This window comes from Prevotella histicola, assembly GCF_055385135.1.
In genome coordinates, this window is sequence record NZ_AP043794.1 from 697399 (window position 1) to 717864 (window position 20466).

General features: G+C 42.0%; 12 protein-coding genes. 6 read left to right on the plus strand and 6 right to left on the minus strand.

Translation table 11 applies throughout. The features are described from left to right. Nucleotides 1–42: 42 nt before the first annotated feature. Nucleotides 43–4488, minus strand: coding sequence for a choice-of-anchor J domain-containing protein (locus ACZ48L_RS11565; protein ID WP_025793036.1), 4446 nt, complete (start codon nucleotides 4486–4488; stop codon nucleotides 43–45). A gap of 1262 nt (nucleotides 4489–5750) precedes the next feature. Between ACZ48L_RS11565 and ACZ48L_RS11570 the strand changes: the two genes are divergently transcribed. The 6 genes from ACZ48L_RS11570 (at nucleotide 5751) to ACZ48L_RS11595 (ending at nucleotide 13886) form a co-directional block, all read left to right on the plus strand. Further along, nucleotides 5751–6434 (plus strand): hypothetical protein, encoded by a 684-nt coding sequence (locus tag ACZ48L_RS11570; protein WP_025792906.1) that lies wholly within the window; start codon nucleotides 5751–5753, stop codon nucleotides 6432–6434. 391 nt (nucleotides 6435–6825) lie between these two features. Continuing rightward, entirely contained in the window at nucleotides 6826–7212 is a 387-nt protein-coding gene (locus ACZ48L_RS11575; protein WP_008822915.1) for an acyl-CoA thioesterase, read from the plus strand. Nucleotides 7213–7277: 65 nt separating this feature from the next. Then, a complete protein-coding gene (locus tag ACZ48L_RS11580) occupies nucleotides 7278–9044 on the plus strand; it encodes an endo-dextranase (RefSeq protein WP_025792907.1) in 1767 nt (588 codons plus the stop codon). Nucleotides 9045–9619: 575 nt separating this feature from the next. After that, a complete protein-coding gene (locus tag ACZ48L_RS11585; RefSeq protein ID WP_025792908.1) occupies nucleotides 9620–10144 on the plus strand; it encodes a flavin reductase family protein in 525 nt (174 codons plus the stop codon). 162 nt (nucleotides 10145–10306) lie between these two features. Further along, a complete protein-coding gene (locus tag ACZ48L_RS11590) occupies nucleotides 10307–11836 on the plus strand; it encodes a DUF262 domain-containing protein (RefSeq protein WP_025792910.1) in 1530 nt (509 codons plus the stop codon). A 4-nt stretch (nucleotides 11837–11840) separates the two neighbouring features. Then, complete coding sequence (locus tag ACZ48L_RS11595; RefSeq protein ID WP_025792911.1) at nucleotides 11841–13886, plus strand: DUF262 domain-containing protein; 2046 nt, start codon at nucleotides 11841–11843, stop codon at nucleotides 13884–13886. A 9-nt stretch (nucleotides 13887–13895) separates the two neighbouring features. Here ACZ48L_RS11595 and mnmE read toward each other — a convergent pair whose 3' ends face one another. The 5 genes from mnmE to ACZ48L_RS11620 all read right to left on the minus strand — a co-directional run bounded on the left by mnmE (nucleotide 13896) and on the right by ACZ48L_RS11620 (nucleotide 20138). After that, entirely contained in the window at nucleotides 13896–15320 is a 1425-nt protein-coding gene (gene mnmE, locus ACZ48L_RS11600) for a tRNA uridine-5-carboxymethylaminomethyl(34) synthesis GTPase MnmE (RefSeq protein WP_025792912.1), read from the minus strand. 35 nt (nucleotides 15321–15355) lie between these two features. Next, nucleotides 15356–16231, minus strand: a complete 876-nt coding sequence (locus ACZ48L_RS11605) for a nucleoside phosphorylase (protein WP_025792914.1) — start codon at nucleotides 16229–16231, stop codon at nucleotides 15356–15358. Between the two features lie 592 nt (nucleotides 16232–16823). Beyond that, nucleotides 16824–18056: a DNA cytosine methyltransferase gene (locus ACZ48L_RS11610; RefSeq protein ID WP_025792916.1), complete on the minus strand. Its 1233-nt coding sequence runs from the start codon at nucleotides 18054–18056 to the stop codon at nucleotides 16824–16826. Nucleotides 18057–18060: 4 nt separating this feature from the next. Beyond that, nucleotides 18061–18807, minus strand: coding sequence for an Eco47II family restriction endonuclease (locus ACZ48L_RS11615; protein WP_025792917.1), 747 nt, complete (start codon nucleotides 18805–18807; stop codon nucleotides 18061–18063). A gap of 464 nt (nucleotides 18808–19271) precedes the next feature. Then, nucleotides 19272–20138, minus strand: coding sequence for a hypothetical protein (locus ACZ48L_RS11620; RefSeq protein ID WP_025792918.1), 867 nt, complete (start codon nucleotides 20136–20138; stop codon nucleotides 19272–19274). Between the last annotated feature and the right edge of the window lie 328 nt (nucleotides 20139–20466).

Here is a 20466-nt window from a genome sequence, read left to right on the forward strand (position 1 = left end):
TCCGTTTTTATCAATCCTGTTGTATGGATCGCGTTCTGTTCATTATCTTATGATGGTCTTTTTGCCGTTGATGACATAGACGCCCTTGCCCAATGACTTCAGACTCTTCGCATCTTTGAGAACCTGTTTGCCGTCGAGTGTGTAGACATCATATAGAATCTCGCCGTTAGCACCTACCTTCTGGATGATCGTTGTCACGTCAACAGAAACAGGATCAGACTCTGCTCCGTCAGCATATACGGCAGTTACGCTGTAGTTATGCTTTGTTCCGTCAACGGTAACATCACCACTCTCCAGCTTGATGCTGTTAGATAGATATTCACCATCACGATAGATGTTGTATGAAACAGGACCTGTGCTGCTCTCGAAGGTGATATCATCAATCATAAAGACGAATGCCTGGTCCTTAGAAGTGTTGTGATGTATAGCGAAATATCTTGTCCCTTCAGGTACATCTACCTTCACTTCATTCCATTTAGCATCACCTTGTTCATGTGTTTCTCCCACCTTCTGGAAGCTTGCTACTTGGTTGTCAGTGTTGGAGATGAGGACATCGAAGCTCTCCTTACCATATGACTTATCCTTTGAGTTGACGTTGTTAACCCAGAAGCTGATGGTCTGTGCCTTACCAGAAAGCATTGGAGTGATGAGCCAGTTGCTTGAAGCAGTGAGCTTTTTGTCTGCTCCTGTCTGGTAAATGGCTACGAGTGACTTGTTACCAGAGTGTGGATCGAGGCCTTGACCAGTCTTGAATATGTCTGAAGGCTGCCAGTTCATGAATGCGAACTGCTCACCTTGGTGTTTGTATTCAGCTCCCTTGGCAAGCGGAGCAGCAGTACCATGATCTTCATCAACGGTAGTCCAGTTGCCGAAAGTAGTACTCCAAGCCTCGTAACTCTCAAAGTCGTCGGTCTTTTGTTCGATGGTTGACGTTGGAGCATCCCATGTAAGTTTCACCTTATTGTCGTCAACCTTGACGTTCTTGAGGTTCCTTGGTGCTGCAACATCAGCTGCTGTACAGTTGATAACAGCCTCTGACTCATTGTTATCTGGGTCGAGATCGTCCTCATAAGTAACCGAAGCCTTCACGTTAAGAGCGTCAGACTTGTCGAGAGTAGTGGTTCTGTAGTCCACCTTATATTCCTTCTTCTGTAGCAGATTGAGCCCATCAAGGTTCTCTTCCTTGATTGTTTTACCGTTAACGGTGAGCTCCAGCTTGGCATTCTCCAGCTTATCAAGACCGATATTGGTCACTTTAACCTTGATTTCTGCCATCTGTCCCTTCTTAACATTGTCTGTTGCAGACACTTCAACGGTCGCATCTTTCTGCAATGGGTCAACGATGTTGATGTTATCCATGTACACTGGCACCTTAGTAATGCTGTCAGCAATACCTATGATGCGCAGGAATACGAAGTCTTCGTTGGTCAATTCAGAAGGAACATCAACGATAAAGCTCTTCCATTCACCATTGGTTGTGGTGGCATTAGCCTTTTCACTGGTCCAAACAGGGTCTGTTACCTCACCATTCTTCTTGGTAAAGCGCAGTTCAACCTTCTGTTGTGCATCCTTATCTGCACGATAGTAGAATACCAACTTCGGTGCATCGGCTCCGTGTAGACTGATCTTTCCAGTTACGAGTGCTGATGTTCCAGGCTTTGAAGGGTTGAAGATGAGTGCTCCGTTGTCATCATCACAGGATACATCCTTGGTCAGTGACCATGAAGTACTGCTGCTTGAGCGTTCCAAACCAATGAATTGTCCTTCGATAGAACCGTTCTTGAAGCTGTTATGGAATGGCAATGTGTAAGGTTTACCAACGACGATTCCGCCAGCAACCCACTTGCTTTCACCTGCAGCGTTTGATGCTTTGATAGCCCAGTGCTTATAGTTCTGTTCACCTTCGTTGGTGTTCAGACCCGTAACCGTGTACTCCGTCTGACCCTTTATCTTAGCAAGCTCGTCGCCAAGGTCGCCATCGTCGGTCACATTATTAATCTGATAGGTCACCTCATCAGGGAGTATCACACCCTTATGGGCACCTGTTGGAACGTCCCACTTGAGATTAGCAGATGTCACAAGGTCGGTTGTTGCGATCTTACCCATCACTGGAATGTCCTGTCCAACATATACTGTTACAGTTGCTTTCTCACCAAAGTCAGCATCATTGTAAGCCACAATGTCGTACGTATTCACACCTTGAGCAGCTGAATCATCAACAACTTCCAGTGCACTACCAGGTGTTGGGTTAGCAATCTCCTTAACAAGACGCTCGTTACTACGGATAACAATCTTCGTAATGCTGGTCAAATCAGTCTTGTTGACAGCCTTTGTAGGTGCATTGAACTTCAATGTAGCCTTCAAAGCAGCGGTAGGATCAGCCGTAGCGGTGAGGTTCTGAACCATCTGAGGCGCTCTTTCGTCAGCTGCAGCCTCAATCTCTAATGAGTCAAGGAAGATAGAGAACATGTTAGGATCTGATATACCGTGGAAGCCAACATAGTATTTTCCGTCGGTAGTAGCCTTTATCTTACCCGTGAATGTTCTGTAATTGCTGCTGTTGAGTACTGTTGGAGGAAGAATTTCTCCTGTCATTGCCTCGGCAGTATTGTCCGTTCCCCACTTTGCTTCCAGGCGTTCTGGATAAGTAGAGCCGCCAATAGCCATTGCTTTGAACGACACATTATAAGTCTTACCAGGCTTCATGTGGATTGGAGGAGTGATCAACCAGTCGTCACCATGGTTCTTTGAGTGGTATTTACACTTGAAGACGCCACCCTTTGAGTTGCTCCAGTACCATGTGCTATTGTCATTATTAGCATCGATAATGGTGTAAAGCTTAGAGCTCTCCTGTGTTGTGAAGTCATCGAAGAACGGTACTTCCAATGCGTTACCATATATCTTTCCGTCGGTAGTAGCCAATGCACTCTTCTTCGTTGAGTTGATAGCCTGTACGGAATAAGAGTAAGATGAGAGCTTACCCTTGGTGATTGTCTCGCTGAACTGGGTTGCTGTCTGACCTGAAGAAACCTTTTCAGACTTGCCACCTACGTTGCGGAAGACGTCATAAGTAAGCTGACCGAGGTATCCATTGTGCATACCTCCTGTTGGAGCCTTCCATGTTACGGTGGCAAGACCAGCATCATCAAGTGTCAGTGTCAGACTGTCTACGATGTCAGGCGTATCGTTTCCTGCGTAAATAGATACTTTCGCGCGTGGTCCTTTACCTGCTTCATTGTTGAGAATGACGATGAAGTTAACCACACCTTCATCAACTGTTACGTCAGTTGATATCTCCTTACCAGGCTCGGCAGTACCCTTTGCCACTTCCGAACTGTTGGCATAGACGACGTAATCAACGTTACCTGTCAGTGTACTACCATCGAATTTCTTGGTTGGAACATTGAACTTCACCTTACCAGAGAGTGCTCCTGCTGTGAATTCTGTGCGCAGACTGTCTGCTGCAGCAGGTGCTCCGCTGGCTGTAGGAACGGCTGGGAAGCTCAGTGCCATGAGTGTAAGCGGTGTTGGATAACTACCAACAGGTGTCACATGAGCCGTCTTGAGGTCGACCGTATAGAGCTGGAACTTACCGTCTTTATCTGTAGATGCCCAGTAGAACTCATTGGTACGGGTGTCGAACTCACCACTCTGATGATAGTAACGACCATCATCATCGGTGACCTTCACACCTGTTGAGCCCTTCAAAGTCTCGGCACCTGTCTTGCGATCAATCTGATAAAGGTCGCCTTCCTTGCTGATACCGTATGCGAAACCATCATCGGCAATACCCAGTGCTACGTAAGAATGCTGTGCAGTAGCAATGGTTGTACGGGTCAGGTTGGTGTAATCAATCACACCCCACTCGAAGTGATCGAGGTCAGAAGTATAGAATTCGCCGAACACTTCACCCGTCTTTGGATCGTTAGCAGTCTCAAGAGCGAGGAGTGCAAAGTCGCTTACATACGCTGGTTCCTCCGTTATCTGCCAGTTTGTAATGTTGAAAGCGAAGTGCTTAAGAAGAATGATACCGAGTGAAGACATACTGGTATCAAGGAACATACCGTGGAGTTCGTTGCCGACGAGTCCACTACCACCGTTGAAGAAAGCCTGTGAGTAGTCAGCCAACTGCGTAAAGTTAATAGGCTCTACAGGGTGGAAAGAGAACATACCACCGAGGTCTTTTGATACAATGTTAGCCCACATGATAGCCTCAGGGTTAACCGTTACCAGGTTCTTCGGCATCTTTTGGCGGATGTTCACCATAGGAGTGAAGAACGGCGATGGGCTTTCCTTGGGCAGTGTCTTTCCTAATAATGTAGGGAAAGCCTTGAGTTGGTCTACTTTCTGTTGTTCTGTTTCCTGTCCAGATTGTGACTTTGCAATGAGGAATGGCTTCTTTCCCTCTTGCTTCACTTGTGCGGAAACTTGCAATACTGCCATGGCTGCAGCGAAAATTGCAATAAGTTTAGTAAATCTTTTACTCATCTTTTGATGGTTTTAATTAATAATAAGGGTTTTTCAAGACTCAAAATTGAGTTTTTCAAGACTCACAAAAGAGTTTTTCAAGACTCATGATAGAGTTGTTCGCAAATATATTAAAATTCCCCAATGAAAGCAAACGTTATTAAGATTTATTTGAAATTAATTAATGAATTAAACTATTTATTGCACAAAAATGACAATTTATGCAATTTACTTGTACGAGAAGTGAGAAATGAAAAGTTAGGCTTTGAGAGGTAAAAAAGCAAAATTGGGAGGTAAAAACAGCCTGTCAAGCACCCCAAAACGGTTTTCCCCGACCCTCAGAAGGCAAGACTGTGCAGATGAAGCGTGGGGGAGGGACAGTCTCCTCAAGCTTCTTCGGTGGAGTGGATATGTCTGTCGGGAGATGTAGTGTTGGGAGTTGAGAAAATGAAACAACCAATGCTTCAGCTGCAAAAGTTAATGTTTAAATATGTAATCACAAAGGTTAAGCATTTTAAGAAATATACCTTATGATATATACCTTATCTCCTTTAACAACTCTAAGAACCCAAACTCCCACCACAAACCACTGTATCCTATCTGACATCCCCTCCCCTGGAGGGGCTTGGGGAGGCCGCTCCTCTTTGGTGCTTGCCGCCCTCTCTTTGTCAAATTCTTTCCCTTCTGCTTTTCAATCTACGCCCTTTTGCCTTCTAAAAGACGCCCTTTTACATTGCAAAAGGGCATCTTTTGACGTGTAAAAGGGCATGTTTTGCAATGCAAAAGGGCACCTTTTACAAGCCACTCTGTAACCTATTGATATCTTGATGGTTACAAAGTCTATTTTTTCATGTTTCCTTTGATTTCGCATTTTATCAGCCCTTAAATTTGTAAAGATACTTCATAGTTCGCAAGATGAGGCTGAATGCAGCATTATGATATAAAGACATTGCGTATAGTGGAAGCTGATTTCTGTTTGCACATGTATGGAATCCATAGAGCCTTTGCAGATGATAGAGCACTCAAGACACCAGCATACTTTTGCTAATGCATGGTATTGATGCCTGCGATATGTGTCGATAGCCAGCCATTTATGAGCTCTCCTTGTAGCTAAAAAGGCATCTGTTGTACATGTAAACTCAATCTTATAGGCGTAACTTGGTAGCTACTTCCCTCTCCAATCATAGAGGGATTGGTGGTGAATCCACCTCTCTTTTTTCCTCATTCACTTTGTTTGTTAAGGAAATAAAACGTATATTTGCGGAAAAACTAACTTTGACAATATGTGGAAATGGCAATGGAAATGGCTGAAAGAACATATACAACGTAGGGAACTATCTATTGTAATGGTGATACACCTTGGTTCTATGCTACTCTGCGGACTGATTTTTGAGCTTTTGCCAGACGATGTACACCTGCGTTGGGGACTGACTTACGGACTGATATGGGCTGCACTATTGTCGCCTATCGCCCTGATGATTGCCGCACGGAAGAGTAGACGGAAACTAGTTATACGTCTTTACAGTGCGTTGATAGGGATAGCACTGTGGCTATTGGCTGTTTTCCTACAACTTATAGGGGGTGATATTTTTCTCCCTGCCACCTGTTTTTGTAAGGATGGCGACTACCTTGTAAGGCGAGAGTTTGACTTCTTCGACAATAATATGATAGGGATTTACAAGGTGTGGGGACCCATAGAGAGGCGAGTTTCTACCTACAGTTATCATATTCCCGACTCTATTAAGGTGTACGAGTCGCTGAATGCCATTGTCCTCTACTGTCCTTCTTACATAGTGGAAGACCCCTTTGTCAGAGATACGATAGGTCCTGTCCGTGTTATCGAACAGCTCTATGACAGTCCGATGAATCCTAAACAGATGAAAGAGGTGGAACAACTTGCCCACAAACTCAATCTTGAACTTGGCTACACGTTGAAAGATTACAAATTAGAAAATAAACGACAATGAATTGTCATGTACTTAAATAGCGTGCCTACCTTGAAGTGTCACTTCTCACACAGACCCTTCTCGGCAGTAGTTTCAGAAGTGGTAAGGCGGATACGGACGAATCAATAAGCTGCTGAAGTTCGACTTAAAGAAGAATAGAAAGCATAGTGAGCTGTTTACATGCTTTATGTTTTCACTCCTCTGTCATTGTGTTTTTGTCTTTATGTCATTCTGTCTTTAATCTTATGTCCTTGTGTGTTTATCTTTATGTCCTTCTATTTTTGTCTTTATGTCATTCTGTCTTTAAACCTTTGTCATTCTGTATTAACCATTGAAAAAGCAACGTAAAGGGTTGTTTATATCGTCAAAAAAATGTATTTTTGTACGAAAATTATTGAAGAAAGCAAAGACAATGAATGAATATATACACAAGGTGAAGTACTACGAGTGCGACAGAATGGGTATCACACATCACTCTAATTACATCCGCATCATGGAAGAAGCACGTGTTGACATGCTCGACAGACTGGGCTATGGGTTCGAGAAGATGGAGGCGGAAGGCGTGGTGTCACCAGTGATGGAGGTGAAATGTCAATACCGTAAACCCACAACCTTCCAGGATGAGATACGTGTGGAGATACATTTAAAGGCGGTGTCAGTCTTTAAGTTCACCTATGGTTACATCGGCAGAAAGGGTGATGACATTGTCTTTACAGGTGAGTCAACCCACTGTCTGACGGAGAATGGCCGTCCCTTGAAGCTGCGTGAGCGTTATCCGAAACTGTTTGTGACGGATTAAACCATCGTCTGTAGACCGACACCTGATAACTAAAAACAAATCATTTAAGTAACGAACAATAAACCATGGATTTAAGATCTTTATTACTATCTGTCTCCTTGTGTGCAGCGACATACGGTGTGGGACAGGCTCAACGTTTACAAACCAACCCGTCTGATACCACTGTTAGCACCATCGTACGGATGGATATTCAGCAGAATAAGGTGAACTATGCACCGGGTGAGACGGTACGCTTCACGCTTGAAGGGACTCTCCCTGATGGTGCACACGTGCGTTATCGATACGGAAACACCATCATCGGAGACGAGACACTCAGCTGTCCGCAATGGACATGGACACCACCAAAGGATGATTATCGTGGCTATCTCGTTGAATTATATACGAAAAAGGAGTCGGGCGAACCCACCGTCCTTGCCACAACAGCCGTGGATGTGTCGAGTGATTGGGGACGATTCCCACGTTATGGGTTCGTGTCAGACTATGACAAAAGCAAGACAAAGGACGTGATTGAGCGGGAAATGGCATTCCTCAACCGCTGTCATGTGAACGGAATACAGTTCTATGACTGGCAGTATAAGCAACATTCGCCCCTCGGAATAAATAAGAAAGGAAAACTCTTCACAACGTATAAGGACATAGCCAACCGACAGATTGTGACACAGGTGCTGCAGGATTACATTGCTACACAGCATGCTTACGGCATGAAAGCAATGTATTATGACCTCTGTTTCGGTGCTTTTCGGGATGCAGCAAAGGACGGAGTGAGCGACAGATGGTACATCTTCAAGGACAAAGAGCACCGTGTGAAGGACGGATATAACCTGCCGAAGGATTGGAAAAGCGATATTCTGATCGTCAATCCGGGGAACAAGAGTTGGCAATCTTACTTTGCCGACCGTAGCAATGACGTCTATCAGCATCTTGATTTTGATGGTTTCCACATTGATCAGTTGGGGAAACGCGGTGATGTTTATGATTATTACGGTGAGCCGGTGGACCTCCCTGCAGGCTATGCCACCTTCATTGAAGCCATGAAAGCAAAGAATCCCGACCGCCGACTGGTGATGAATTCCGTGTCAAGCTTCGGTGCAAAGGAGATTGCCGAGGCTGAAAAGACCGACTTTTTGTATAATGAACTGTGGGAAGAGCAGGATAAGTTCAGTGATATTCACAACGTTATCAAGGCAAATAGTGACTTCAGTAAGGGCAAGAAGAACACCGTTCTGGCAGCATATATGAACTATCGGAAGGGCTTTCCGTTCTTTAACACACCGGGAGTGCTGCTAACGGATGCGGTGATATTCGCCCTTGGAGGTGCACATATAGAGCTGAGTGGTGATCATATGCTCTACAGTGAGTACTTCCCCGACCATAAAACGCAGATGGACAGTGGCTTGCGCAAGGCTATTGTGGGCTATTACGACTTCATGACAGCCTATCAGAACCTGCTTCGTGACGGTGGAAAGGAGACAAACGTGGATGTTTCGGCTGCTGATTCGGCAGTAAGTATCAACGCATGGCCCCCTCGTCAGGGCGCAGTTGCTGCCTATGGAAAGACATTTGATGGTAAGGAAGTCATCCAACTGCTGAACTTCCGACAGGCAAACAGTATGTCATGGCGTGATCTTGACGGTACAATGCCTGAACCACAACAGCTTCAGAACCTCACATTGCGCATCAAAACAACAGGAATGATGAGCAAAGTGTGGACCGCTTCACCCGATGTCAACGGTGGATCACCCCAATCTCTCGACTTCCATCAGGCTGATGGTTACCTCACTGTCACCCTTCCGTCCCTCAAATACTGGACAATGCTGGTGTTGGAGAGGTAGGATTACAGGTTCACTACCATCCCTTTTAGAGGTTCACCCCGTTCCTTTTAGAGGTTCACCCCGTCCCTTCTCCGAGTGGAAGGGGGAGTAATCGGCGAAAATCCCTAATGTTTTGGAGTGCGAAATCAACTCTTCGAATTTGAATTCGAGGGTTGATTTCTCATTCTTCCGTATCTTTATCCCTTCATTCCTGCATACTATCCATCTCCACTTGGTTTTTTATCATTTTCAATTTTCCTGTCATTTCTGTCACTCCTCATACCTTTCTAACCCGTTAATCACCAATAAGTTGCCTGAAATGTTAAATGTGACAGCAACTAAAAAACAAAAATACATAGGGGTTTAGCGTTGTTTTTTGAGGCAGATGAGAAGTATCTATGATTATAAAACCAGCTTTCTTTTTCATTGCTTGAGAAAAAATCGATAACTTTGTAGTTAGGTTTTACACATAGAAATGCTCCGTTTCAATATTTATTTGTGTGGGATTACTGCAAAAGAATAGGAGAAGAACCGATTAACAAAGGGCTCCTATGCGTGTGTTTATAAGATAATATACGAACAAAAATAGATATAAGATGAAGGAAATAGATTACAAAACGATGAAGTTTAATCCGTTCAATCTGTTGGGAAAGGAATGGATGTTGGCATCAGCAGGGAATGAAAAGGATGGTTGTAACACCATGACTGTCAGCTGGGGACACCTCGGTTGTATGTGGGGACATAATGATCCAACGGCTGTTATATACCTTCGTCCGTCACGTTACACAAAGATTTTCGTGGATAAAGAGGATTACTTCACGCTCTGTGTCATGGATAAAAGCTTCAAAAAGCAGATGGCTTACCTGGGAACAGTGTCTGGAAGGGATGAAAATAAGATAGAGAAAGCTGGGTTGACAACGGTGTTTGCCGATGGAACAGTCTACTTCAAAGAGGCGAAAATGGTGCTGATTTGTAAGAAGATGTATGCTGCCGAACTGCAGGAAAGTGGCTTTTTCTATCCCGAAACACTCGATGAAAGTTATCCAAACCGTGACCTCCATACCATGTATGTTGGTAAGATTGAGAAGGTCTTGGTGCGTGATGACGAGTATGTTGGGTAATATTTCTACAGACGACTATAAACAAACAATGAATATTTTGTGAACAATAGGTATATCTCTCATCTGCTTTCAGGATACAACAACGCCTGAAAAGACAGAAGAAAGATATACCTTTTTATTTTAAAGTATTTGCTTTACGTAATAATATAACAATAAAAGAATATGGAAAATGCCGTTAATCTACAACTTGGTGTTACGACTATTGGGGATTTGTTGGTGCATAAAAAGATATCACAGAGCCATAATGGGAGTTCGTTAGAGGATGTTGAACTAAGAATACCAGACTATCAACGCCCTTATAAGTGGACAGCACGTAATTCAATTCAGCTTCTTGATGACATTATCGAGGCTCGGAATAATAACAAAGAGGTGTACCGTGTCGGTACACTTATCCTGCATAGAGAAAAGAATAACGATGGTAAGACAATCTATAACATTGTTGATGGACAGCAAAGAACCATCACTTTCTCCCTCTTACTTCATGCTCTACATGAACTTGATACCAAAGAAGAAGGTTTTAAAATAGACCTTTTAGAGCAGGAAGTCTTTGATAATGCTTTCAGTAGGCATAACATTCCCAACAACTTAAATGCGTTTAGACGGAGAGTTTATAAGGAGAATAGAGAAGAAAACATTGACTTCATTAGAGATATGAAGCGTTTACGGGACTACATAGAGAAGCAATGTGAACTGATTGTTGTCATAACTGATAATCTATCAGAGGCTTTCCAATTCTTTGATTCACAGAATGCGAGGGGAAAAGCGTTGTATCCTCACGACTTATTAAAGGCGTATCATCTGCGTGAAATGACAAATATTGATGATGCGAAAACCGAACAAATCGTTAAAGGATGGGAGAAAATTCCGCAAAAATATTTAGCTGAATTCTTCGGCGATTACCTGTATCGAATAAAAGAATGGGTCAATGGTAATTGGGCATATACGCTGAATGAACATAACATCTACAAGTTTAAAGGCATTACGAAGTCGGATCGTACTCCTTATTCACAGTTCTATAAGAGTGCATTCTCCTATGCAGAGCTTGTCAATTCATCAGCAATGCCTTTTGTTTCTGGTACAAGAGAGGTCAATGCTTTCCAACTAAACACACCTATAATAGCCGGAAAACCATTCTTCGATTATACTAAACATTATTATAATCTCCTTGCAGACATACGAGATAACAGTCAATATGAAGGCTTTTATATTAAAGGTGACACGATAGTCAAGACCTTAGATAAGTATTATTCAAGAGGAACTGGAAACCAAATAGCGCGCTTGTTATTTGATACAGCTTTGCTTTTATATGTTGATCGGTTCTGTCCTGCTACCTATCCAACAAAGGTTGATACAGAATTATTCCAACAATTTGTTCTTTATACATTTATTTGGGCATACTCACTGCGTGCTCAATACTATCATTTAGGATGGCTTTCTGCACAAAACTACATACTTGGTAGAGGCGGTAAAGGCAATGTAAACTCCTTAAACATGTATAAACTCATCGCAGATTCAGATACTCCTGTCTCCTTATTAAGTTTGTTGGCAGATAAATTAAGACCCTTATCAGATGGTAATCTCAGTAAGAATGTAGCGAAAGGGATTGCAGAAAGGACTGTTGATCATATAGAAGGAGGAATTTATACTGACTATTTTCATTTCTTTAAAGCAAATACTTTTTATTCAAAATAACCTTATGAGCAATACATTACCACTTGAAGAGTGTTCTATCAATCAGATTTATTTAGATAGTTCAGACGTAAAAACCTACATGATTCCCATCTATCAGCGTAATTATGCATGGGAAGAAGATGAGATAAGAGCGCTGATTAAGGACATCCATGATTCTTTTGTGAAGGATCCAAAGGCACCTTATTATATAGGAACCTTGGTGACTTATAAGCGGGGAGATACAGAATATGAGGTAATTGATGGTCAGCAACGCCTGACTACCATCTATATCATCTTGAAAGTATTGGGCGTTAATAACCTGACAAACAAACTTACCTATAGTGCCAGACAAGTATCTGCATCAACAATAGCGAACTTAGACAACTACCCTAACTTGGGAGAGAATGTTGATGATGGTATTAAGAATGGCTATAAGTATGCTGAAAACGCTTATATTGAGTTTGTTGAGGATTCCGAGCAGGATGCTTTTAGACAGTATTTCCTCAATAATGTACATTTGATACGTTATGAAGTACCTAAAGATGTAGACTTGAATCATTACTTTGAAGTGATGAATTCTCGTGGCGAACAGTTAGAAAAGCATGAGATTGTTAAGTCTCTTCTCAGTAACTGTTTGAAAAATAAGACGGAAAGAGCAACGTTTAGTCGTGTATGGGAAGCCTGCAGTGAGATGGATATGTACATACAACAGTGCTTCTCTGATAAGTCGGTGTTTGGTAATTCTATGCGTTATTTCAAGATAGAGGACTTTGAAGGTATCCCAAAACAAGAGGGTTCAGAGGGTAAAAAGTCAATTTCGAAATTTCTAAAAGGCACAATCGATGAGGCTGAAGATGATACTTATATAGAAAGAAATGATAAGTTTCAGCCAATAATTGACTTCCCTAACTTCTTGCTGATAGTCTTAAAACTTACGAGAATGAGCTGTGATAGCTTTGATCCAACAGATTTCACACTTGATGATAAAGAGTTACTCAATGAGTTTAAGAAGGCTATTGATAAAGTTAAAAACAAGACTGAGTTTGCTAAATCGTTTTGTTTTAACTTGCTGAAGGCTAAATACTTCCTTGATAATTACGTTGTTCACCATACTCTTAGTGCGACAGAAACGGTGGGAGATAACCCTTGGAAGCTGCAATACTATTACAAAGAGTCAGCAGATAGGCAGTATCCTAAGAACTTATCAACTGATGATAATGATGTACAGAAAGAGCTTGTTCATCTGCTATCTATGTTTGAAGTGTCATTTACTCCTAAGCAACGCAAGAACTATCTCTTCTATTGTATGTTGTTCCTCTTTGAGAATTGCGAAGTAAAAGACTATTTAGCGTTCCTCCAATATCTTGCAGATAAGTATTTCGTTGATGTCTATATGAATCCTGATAACCTTACTGATAGGAATCAACCTAAGCCAAATGCGTTTGATTATGCTGTGTTGAGAGATGGTGAATTGAATGTATATGACTTTGATGGAGCTGGTTATAGAGAACGGTTTGAGAAGATTTATCAACAAGGTAGGGCTGATATACCTTTGTTTGTGTTTAACTTTACTGATTATTTGATATGGAGGAAATATGCAAATGATATTCGTGGAGAAAAGACAAAGAAAGATTCTTTGAGTCGTAAGAAGTTCTTTAACGCATTGGGATGTAGTGATTTTGAACTCAATCCTTTCAATAATTTCTATTTTTCACGTACTCGTAAGTCTTTAGAGCACTTCTATCCACAAGCGAAAGTTGGAGATGATAAGCCTCTTACGGCCGATGATATCAACTGCTTTGGCAACTTTGCCATGATAGGAGCTGATGTAAACAGTTCTGGTTCATGCTGGGATCCAAGGGCAAAGCTCGATCATTATAGTGACAGTAGGGCTAATCAGATCAGTGTTGCATCGTTGAAGTTTAAGATAATGATGCAGATGTGCAAAGATAATTGCAACAAAATACTTAGCAAAAAGTTAGAAAGGCCTGATGGGATGGAGTGGAATAAAGAAGATATGCAGATCCATCAAGAGAATATGCTTGATATAATCTTTGCTGGAATAGAATAAAGCGCCTCCTTATTTACCAATACAGAAGTGCTGGAAGATGTTGCCGAGAACCTCATGGGTGGTGATTTGACCACCCGTGATGTCGGCAAGTTGGTCGAGACAGATACGGAGATCCTCACTGATAAGGTCGCCACTGAGTTGCATGTTCATGCCATCAATGACACGAAGGATGGACTCGTCGGCACGGGTGAGGGCTTCATAATGGCGGGCAGAAGTGATGATCACACTGTTTTCGTTGATCTCTGGGATGTCAGCTGCCTCATAAATAGCCGTCTCCAAAGCATCAATGTTCTGCTTCAGTTTGGCTGATATATATATATAAGGTGTAACCTCGTCTGATGGTTGAGGCTTTTCTGTCTTGTTATCCATCTTATTGAATATCGCAATCAGCTTCTTTCCTTCCGTGAGATGTTGCATCTCTGCCAGTTCTTCAGCCGTTGGTTGCTGGTCAACGACCCATAGAACGATGGCTGCTTCATCCATTTTCTGATAAGCACGTTCGATACCTAACTGTTCAACCTGGTCGGTTGTGCGTCGTATTCCGGCTGTGTCAATGAAGCGGAAGGTGATGCCATGGATCTCGGTTGTGTCTTCAATGACGTCACGAGTGGTACCGTGGATATCAGAGACGATGGCTTTCTCTTCATGAAGCAGGCAGTTGAGCAGGGTTGATTTCCCCACATTTGTCTTACCAACGATAGCTACTGGTACTCCTTTCTTCAATGCATTGCCTGTTTCGAACGACTTTCTGAGCTCTGCGATACGCTCATGAATGGTCTCGGCAAGCGCTTTCAGTTCCGAACGGTCGGCAAACTCCAGCTCTTCATGGTCTGAAAAGTCGAGCTCAAGTTCGAGTAATGAGGTTATTTTCAGCAGTTGTTCGCGCAATAAGGACAACTCTGAGCTGAAATGTCCTTTGAGTTGACTCATCGCTACTTGGTGTGATGCACGGTTAGAAGCGCTGATGAGGTCGGCAACAGCCTCTGCCTGACTGAGGTCCATCTTTCCATTCAGATAGGCACGTTGCGTATATTCACCTGGGAGAGCCTGTCGGCAACCAGCGTCGATGAGTGCTTTCACAACCTGATTGAGGATATATGCCGAGCCATGACATGCTATCTCCGTACTGTTTTCGCCCGTATAACTATGTGGAGAGAGGAACACACTCACCAGGACATCGTCTATTGTATTGCCCGTTTTGTCATGTATCTCCCCGTAATGTAGCGTGTTGCCCTTGGCACTGGTCAGTTTTCTCCCGCTTCTACTATGGAAGATCCTGTCCGTAATCTCTATTGCCTGCTGACCACTCACCCTCACAATGCCTATTGCGCCACCCGGTTGTGTAGCAAGTGCACAGATGGTTTCGCCCACAGTCTGGCGTGTTGTTGAAATGGTTTGTTGTGCCTGTTGTGGGGTAAGTGTCTCTTTTTTCATTCTTTTTGTTTATGATGATTGATGTGACGGAGCGTTTATATTCTGTCAAGCACCGTCTTAACGAGTCCGTCAATCGTGTTTTTATATCCTGCATTTGCCTTCTTTGCCAGTCGGTTTGCAATGACCATGCAGCATGTTACAGCCCGATGTCCCATGAGCGTAGCCAGTCCGGCGAGTGCAGAAGACTCCATTTCGAAGTTCGTTATCTGTAACCCATTGTAGGAGAACTTCTCTATTTTCTCGTTCAGATGTGGGTCTTGCAATGGCAACCGAAGCTCCCTTCCCTGTGGACCGAAGAATCCTCCGCAGGCTATGGTGACACCTCTCACCATGTCGTCCTGTGCAATCTGCTCGGTAAGTTGCTCATCAGCGCAAGCCACGTATGGGTTTCCGAGTTGTGCATCCCACTTCACTTGCCGCTTGAATTCTGCTTCAAAGTCAAGGTCGGAAGCCTTGTCACGTCCGGCATAGAAGTTCAACAGTCCGTCGAAACCAATGCTTTTTACCGATGCAATGTATGTTCCTGTCGGCGTATAAGGCTGCAATCCGCCACAAGTACCAATGCGTACGAGGGTGAGCTGCCGCAGTTGGTCCTTCTCGGTGCGTGTTTCGAAGTCGATATTTGCCAACGCATCCAACTCATTGAGTACGATATCGATGTTGTCACAACCAATGCCCGTGCTCACAACCGTGATGCGTTTGCGGTGATAGGTTCCTGTAATTGTTCGGAACTCACGGCTTTCCACTTCACATTCTATGTCCTCAAAGTGGGAAGCTACGAGTGCTACGCGCCCCGGATCGCCCACGAGAATCACCTTGTCTGCAAGGTTTTCTGGTTTCAGATGCAGATGAAAGATACTTCCGTCCTCATTGATAATCAGTTCTGACGGTGCAAAATACTTCTTCTCCATAGGTCTTGAGATATTTGGGTAAATGTGTTCTTGTATAATGTTTAGGAGACAAAGATAAGAAGAAATATGCAGATGACCAAATGAAGGAGAAAGAATGATTGTAAGATAAATTCACTATTGATTTAAGAACAAACGCAACATTGAGGACAACAACTTACGCTATGAACGAAAAATAGATGATGAATGTATAAACATTTATCACAAACGCATCTATCGCATAACAACCTCGTTATCAACGCTTTCGTAACGCCAAAGCGCAGTTATCACTTTTTTATACTATTATCTTTACAAAACAAATGGTAAATCTTGCTCTTCCCAATCTATTTTTATCTACAAACTGTTGCTAGTAGTAGGGGTGCTATTTATCGCATTCATCACAGCAAATCTATTGCTTCGTTCGGAGATATAAACGTGAAAGGACACTCCCCTACCCGCATTGTACATTAACTGCCAAATCACTATAATAAAGATATTATAGCTTTACAGCAAAATATCAGAGGGCATATTAAAACTAAAAGAGTTGTATCTACCTATACCCTCAAGTAATGATACGACTCTTTTCATTATTCTTTTAATAAATTTTATCAAAGCCTTAAGCGAGTGCATCTATGTCGTTCATTAAACGCATAACAGCACGTGCCACTGCCCACGACAAATTTACAGGAACAGCATTGCCTATTTGCTTATACTGTGCTGTCATATTACCAGCAAATTGCCACTCATCGGGAAAAGTCTGAATACGTGCATACTCTCTTACCGTTAGCGGGCGAGTTTCAATTGGGTGGCATCGTTCTGTTTGTTTTTGCGCTGGTGAGCAAGTTAAGGTGAGTGATGGTTCGTCCATTGAGAGACGGCGAGCCATTCCCGTCTTACCTCCACCAAGAAGATAGCTTCCTCCCATATATTCTCTTGCTATATCATCAGGCAGATTGCGCCAATCACCTCCTTGCGGAACAAGGTCTAATACTCGTTCTTTCTTCTCAGGATACTTCACGCCTATGGATTTTGGAACATCAGTAAGATATAATTCCCCTTGTTTGAAAGCATCGTTTAAAGTCATTATACGATAGTAAGGAGCTGGCCATCGAAACGAAACTCTTGGTGCAATATCATTACGAATAGCCACAAGAACTATACGTTCTCGCTTTTGCGGAACTTGATAGCGTATGGCTTTTAGCACTTGAGGTTCTACAAGGGTATAGCCCAAATCAGCTATCACATTGCGTATAACAGAAAGTGTGCGCCCTTTATCGTGCGAAGCAAGCCCTTTTACATTCTCACAGACAAACACTTTTGGATTTATTTCGGCAACAGCTCGTGCCACTTCAAAGAATAATGTGCCACGTGTATCTGCAAAACCACCTTTATTGCCCGCATAACTGAAAGCCTGACAAGGGAATCCACCTGTCAGTAAATCTATTTGATTTCGCCATTGAGAAAAGTCTATATTGTGCACATCATCTTCCAAAACATTCCAATGAGGGCGATTTAAACGTAAGGTTTCACAAGCATCGTGATTAAATTCGTTAAGCATAATATGGTGAAAACCAGCCTTTTCAAATCCCAAAGCCAATCCACCTGCTCCAGCAAATAATTCTATGGAAGTAAATACTCGCTGTGGGATAGTATTCATTTCTATTTCCCATGAACTTTCTATCATTTCTTTTACTATTGGAATGGTGCGCAATTGTTCTAAACTAAAAAAACATTGACCATTTATCCGCTCTATTGGAATGTATCTTCCCTTGGCAACCCAGTTCTCAACTGTTCGCCTTGACACACCCATTATATTAGCAAAATTATTTAAAGAAATTGTTTCGGGCATAGAACTATTTTAAATTATCAAACCCTTCGTATGTCTTAAAAGCCAAAAGATAAAGACTCTTCAAAAAGTCTTTCTTATCCAATTTGTCATAAACATCATATTTTGTTGCTATTGATGGTTCTGCTTTTAATATATCATCAAGTATCTTGGGCAAAGCTATACACAGTTTAAAGAAAGCCTTTGAATCACCAAAAACAAGTTCATAAAACTTATCAATAGACATACGCCGTATTCTTGAATTGTTGAACTTCTCCTTATCAACCGTTACTTTCCATGTTATATCTTGCGATTGTCGAGAAATCACTTCTACAAGTATACAAGTAGCCTTATCATCACGCAACAATTTATTTTGCATCTTCATATAGGTTTTTGCTGCTGAGGAACTATTCATTGTATTATGCTTGTTTTTCATTTCGGCATAAATATGCAACTCGTCATTAACAACATCAAAACCGCCTTTCTTTCCATTTGCAGGTACCTCCCAATTATTACCAGCATACTCGGACAAAAACTGATGAAAATAACCTATCCTATTATTATTCGTCTTATCAATCTGTCTGATACATTCCGACTTAATAGTTTCCTCTATCGTCTGATTGTATATTTTAGAATCGAAAGTTAATTTTATAGGGTCAATAATATTTTTATTAAATTCTTTTATATTAATACTTCTGCGATATTGCATCACAGTAGCTCGAACATGGTTATAAATATCTTTATCGGAAATAAAACCTAAATTATATCTTTGCATAGTTGTGATAGTGTTTATATATGTATAATATTTGTGTATACAATATGCAAAGATACAAACAATAGATGAGGAAAAAGAAAATAAGTAAATAAATAAGGTGGAAACTTCAATAAAGAGTTTCAAACGGTGCTCTTTTGCCTTCTAAAAGGTGCCCTTTCACATTGCAAAAGGGCATCTTTTGATGTTCAAAAGGGCATCTTTTACAACGCAAAAGGGCGTCTTTTACAAGCCTGTTTGTAACCTCCTGATATACTATGGGTTACAAAGGCAGTTTTACATGGTTATTGTTTGCTTTTCGGTCTGCACCTCTTCTGCTTCTGTAAAGTTATTTCGTTACACCTGATTGTCTGTGATCAGGTTCCTTCACAGTGCTCTTTCCCTCGATGCTTCTTCAGCTTCTGTATCACGGAAAGCCTGAAGCGGGAAGGGTAGTGGGCGAGAGTCGGTTGGCAGTTAGCGCTTGGTTATTTGTCTAAATATGTAATAACATATTTTCTTATACCATAATACACATCGTTCTCCATCAACTCAATAGGGCGTCCTTTATCATCAAATTTATAAGAATCGGTATTTGTTTTCCCCAATTTATTATCATAAAAGACGTGCCTTTTGGCAACAAGATGCGCAGAACGGATGCCCGTTTGGGTTGTCCATATACCTTCATTGCGGTTGAAAATAGACGGATACACCCGGAAGATGTTTAAGTCTGGGAAGGTTCTGTTGGGCACATTGGTATATTCGAAACGAACGAATGTATTTCCATATGTTATCTTCCCTTTTCCTCCAACGGTAGCTTTGACGAGGTCATTGTTCTCCCACTTAAAGGTATTCTTTAAGTTTATTTCATGAATATAGGATGAAGTCAGGTGTCCGTCGGCGTCATATATAAGACTATCCTTTGTGTGAGGCGCCGTTACAGGCTCATCTGTCAGAGGGTCTTTATAAGGAGCTTCGTTGATAAACTTCGTTGCTCTGCCTTGTTTATCTAAGTACATAGCACCTCTATGGTCCTCAAGAACGATCCTACCGATGATGTATCCCTTTGTTGTATACGAGTAGATGGAGTCCGTATAGGTCACCGTTGCCACTCGAGGAGGCCCATATGTGTTGTGGAACAGGTCGTTAGAAAACGTTAGAAGGCGCTTCTGATTGTCATAAGTGAAGACATATTCCCCTTGCTTATAGCCCTGGGGATAGACGTAAACCTCAATCTTTGAGATGTAATCGTAGCCTTTTTTCGCAAGAGTATCAGACGAAGTATCCACCTGATCATCGCTTGAACAGGAGAAAAACGCAAAAGAAATCGCTAAGAGTAGAAAGAAATGTTTCATTAAAACCTAATTTTTTATGTATTGAGGTGCAAAGGTAAAAAAGATGAAAGAAAATACATGATGGTGAAAGTTATAGTCTGTAATTAAAAACAAACACATCGAAAGTTATATATATAAATCCTAAAATCAAGGTGAAAAGCAAGAGTAGATGCCTAAAAAGTGTAAATTGTGAAGGGGAAAAGGACTTGCTGAAAGCGCTAATCATACACCTATTAGCAACTTACGAAGCATGGGAAAAGTAGGACTGAAAGGTGTTTTTGAGGAAGAAAAGCATGGGTAAAAGGATTAGAAAGGGGAGAAAATCGCATGAAGAAGATAGCCTTTTAGC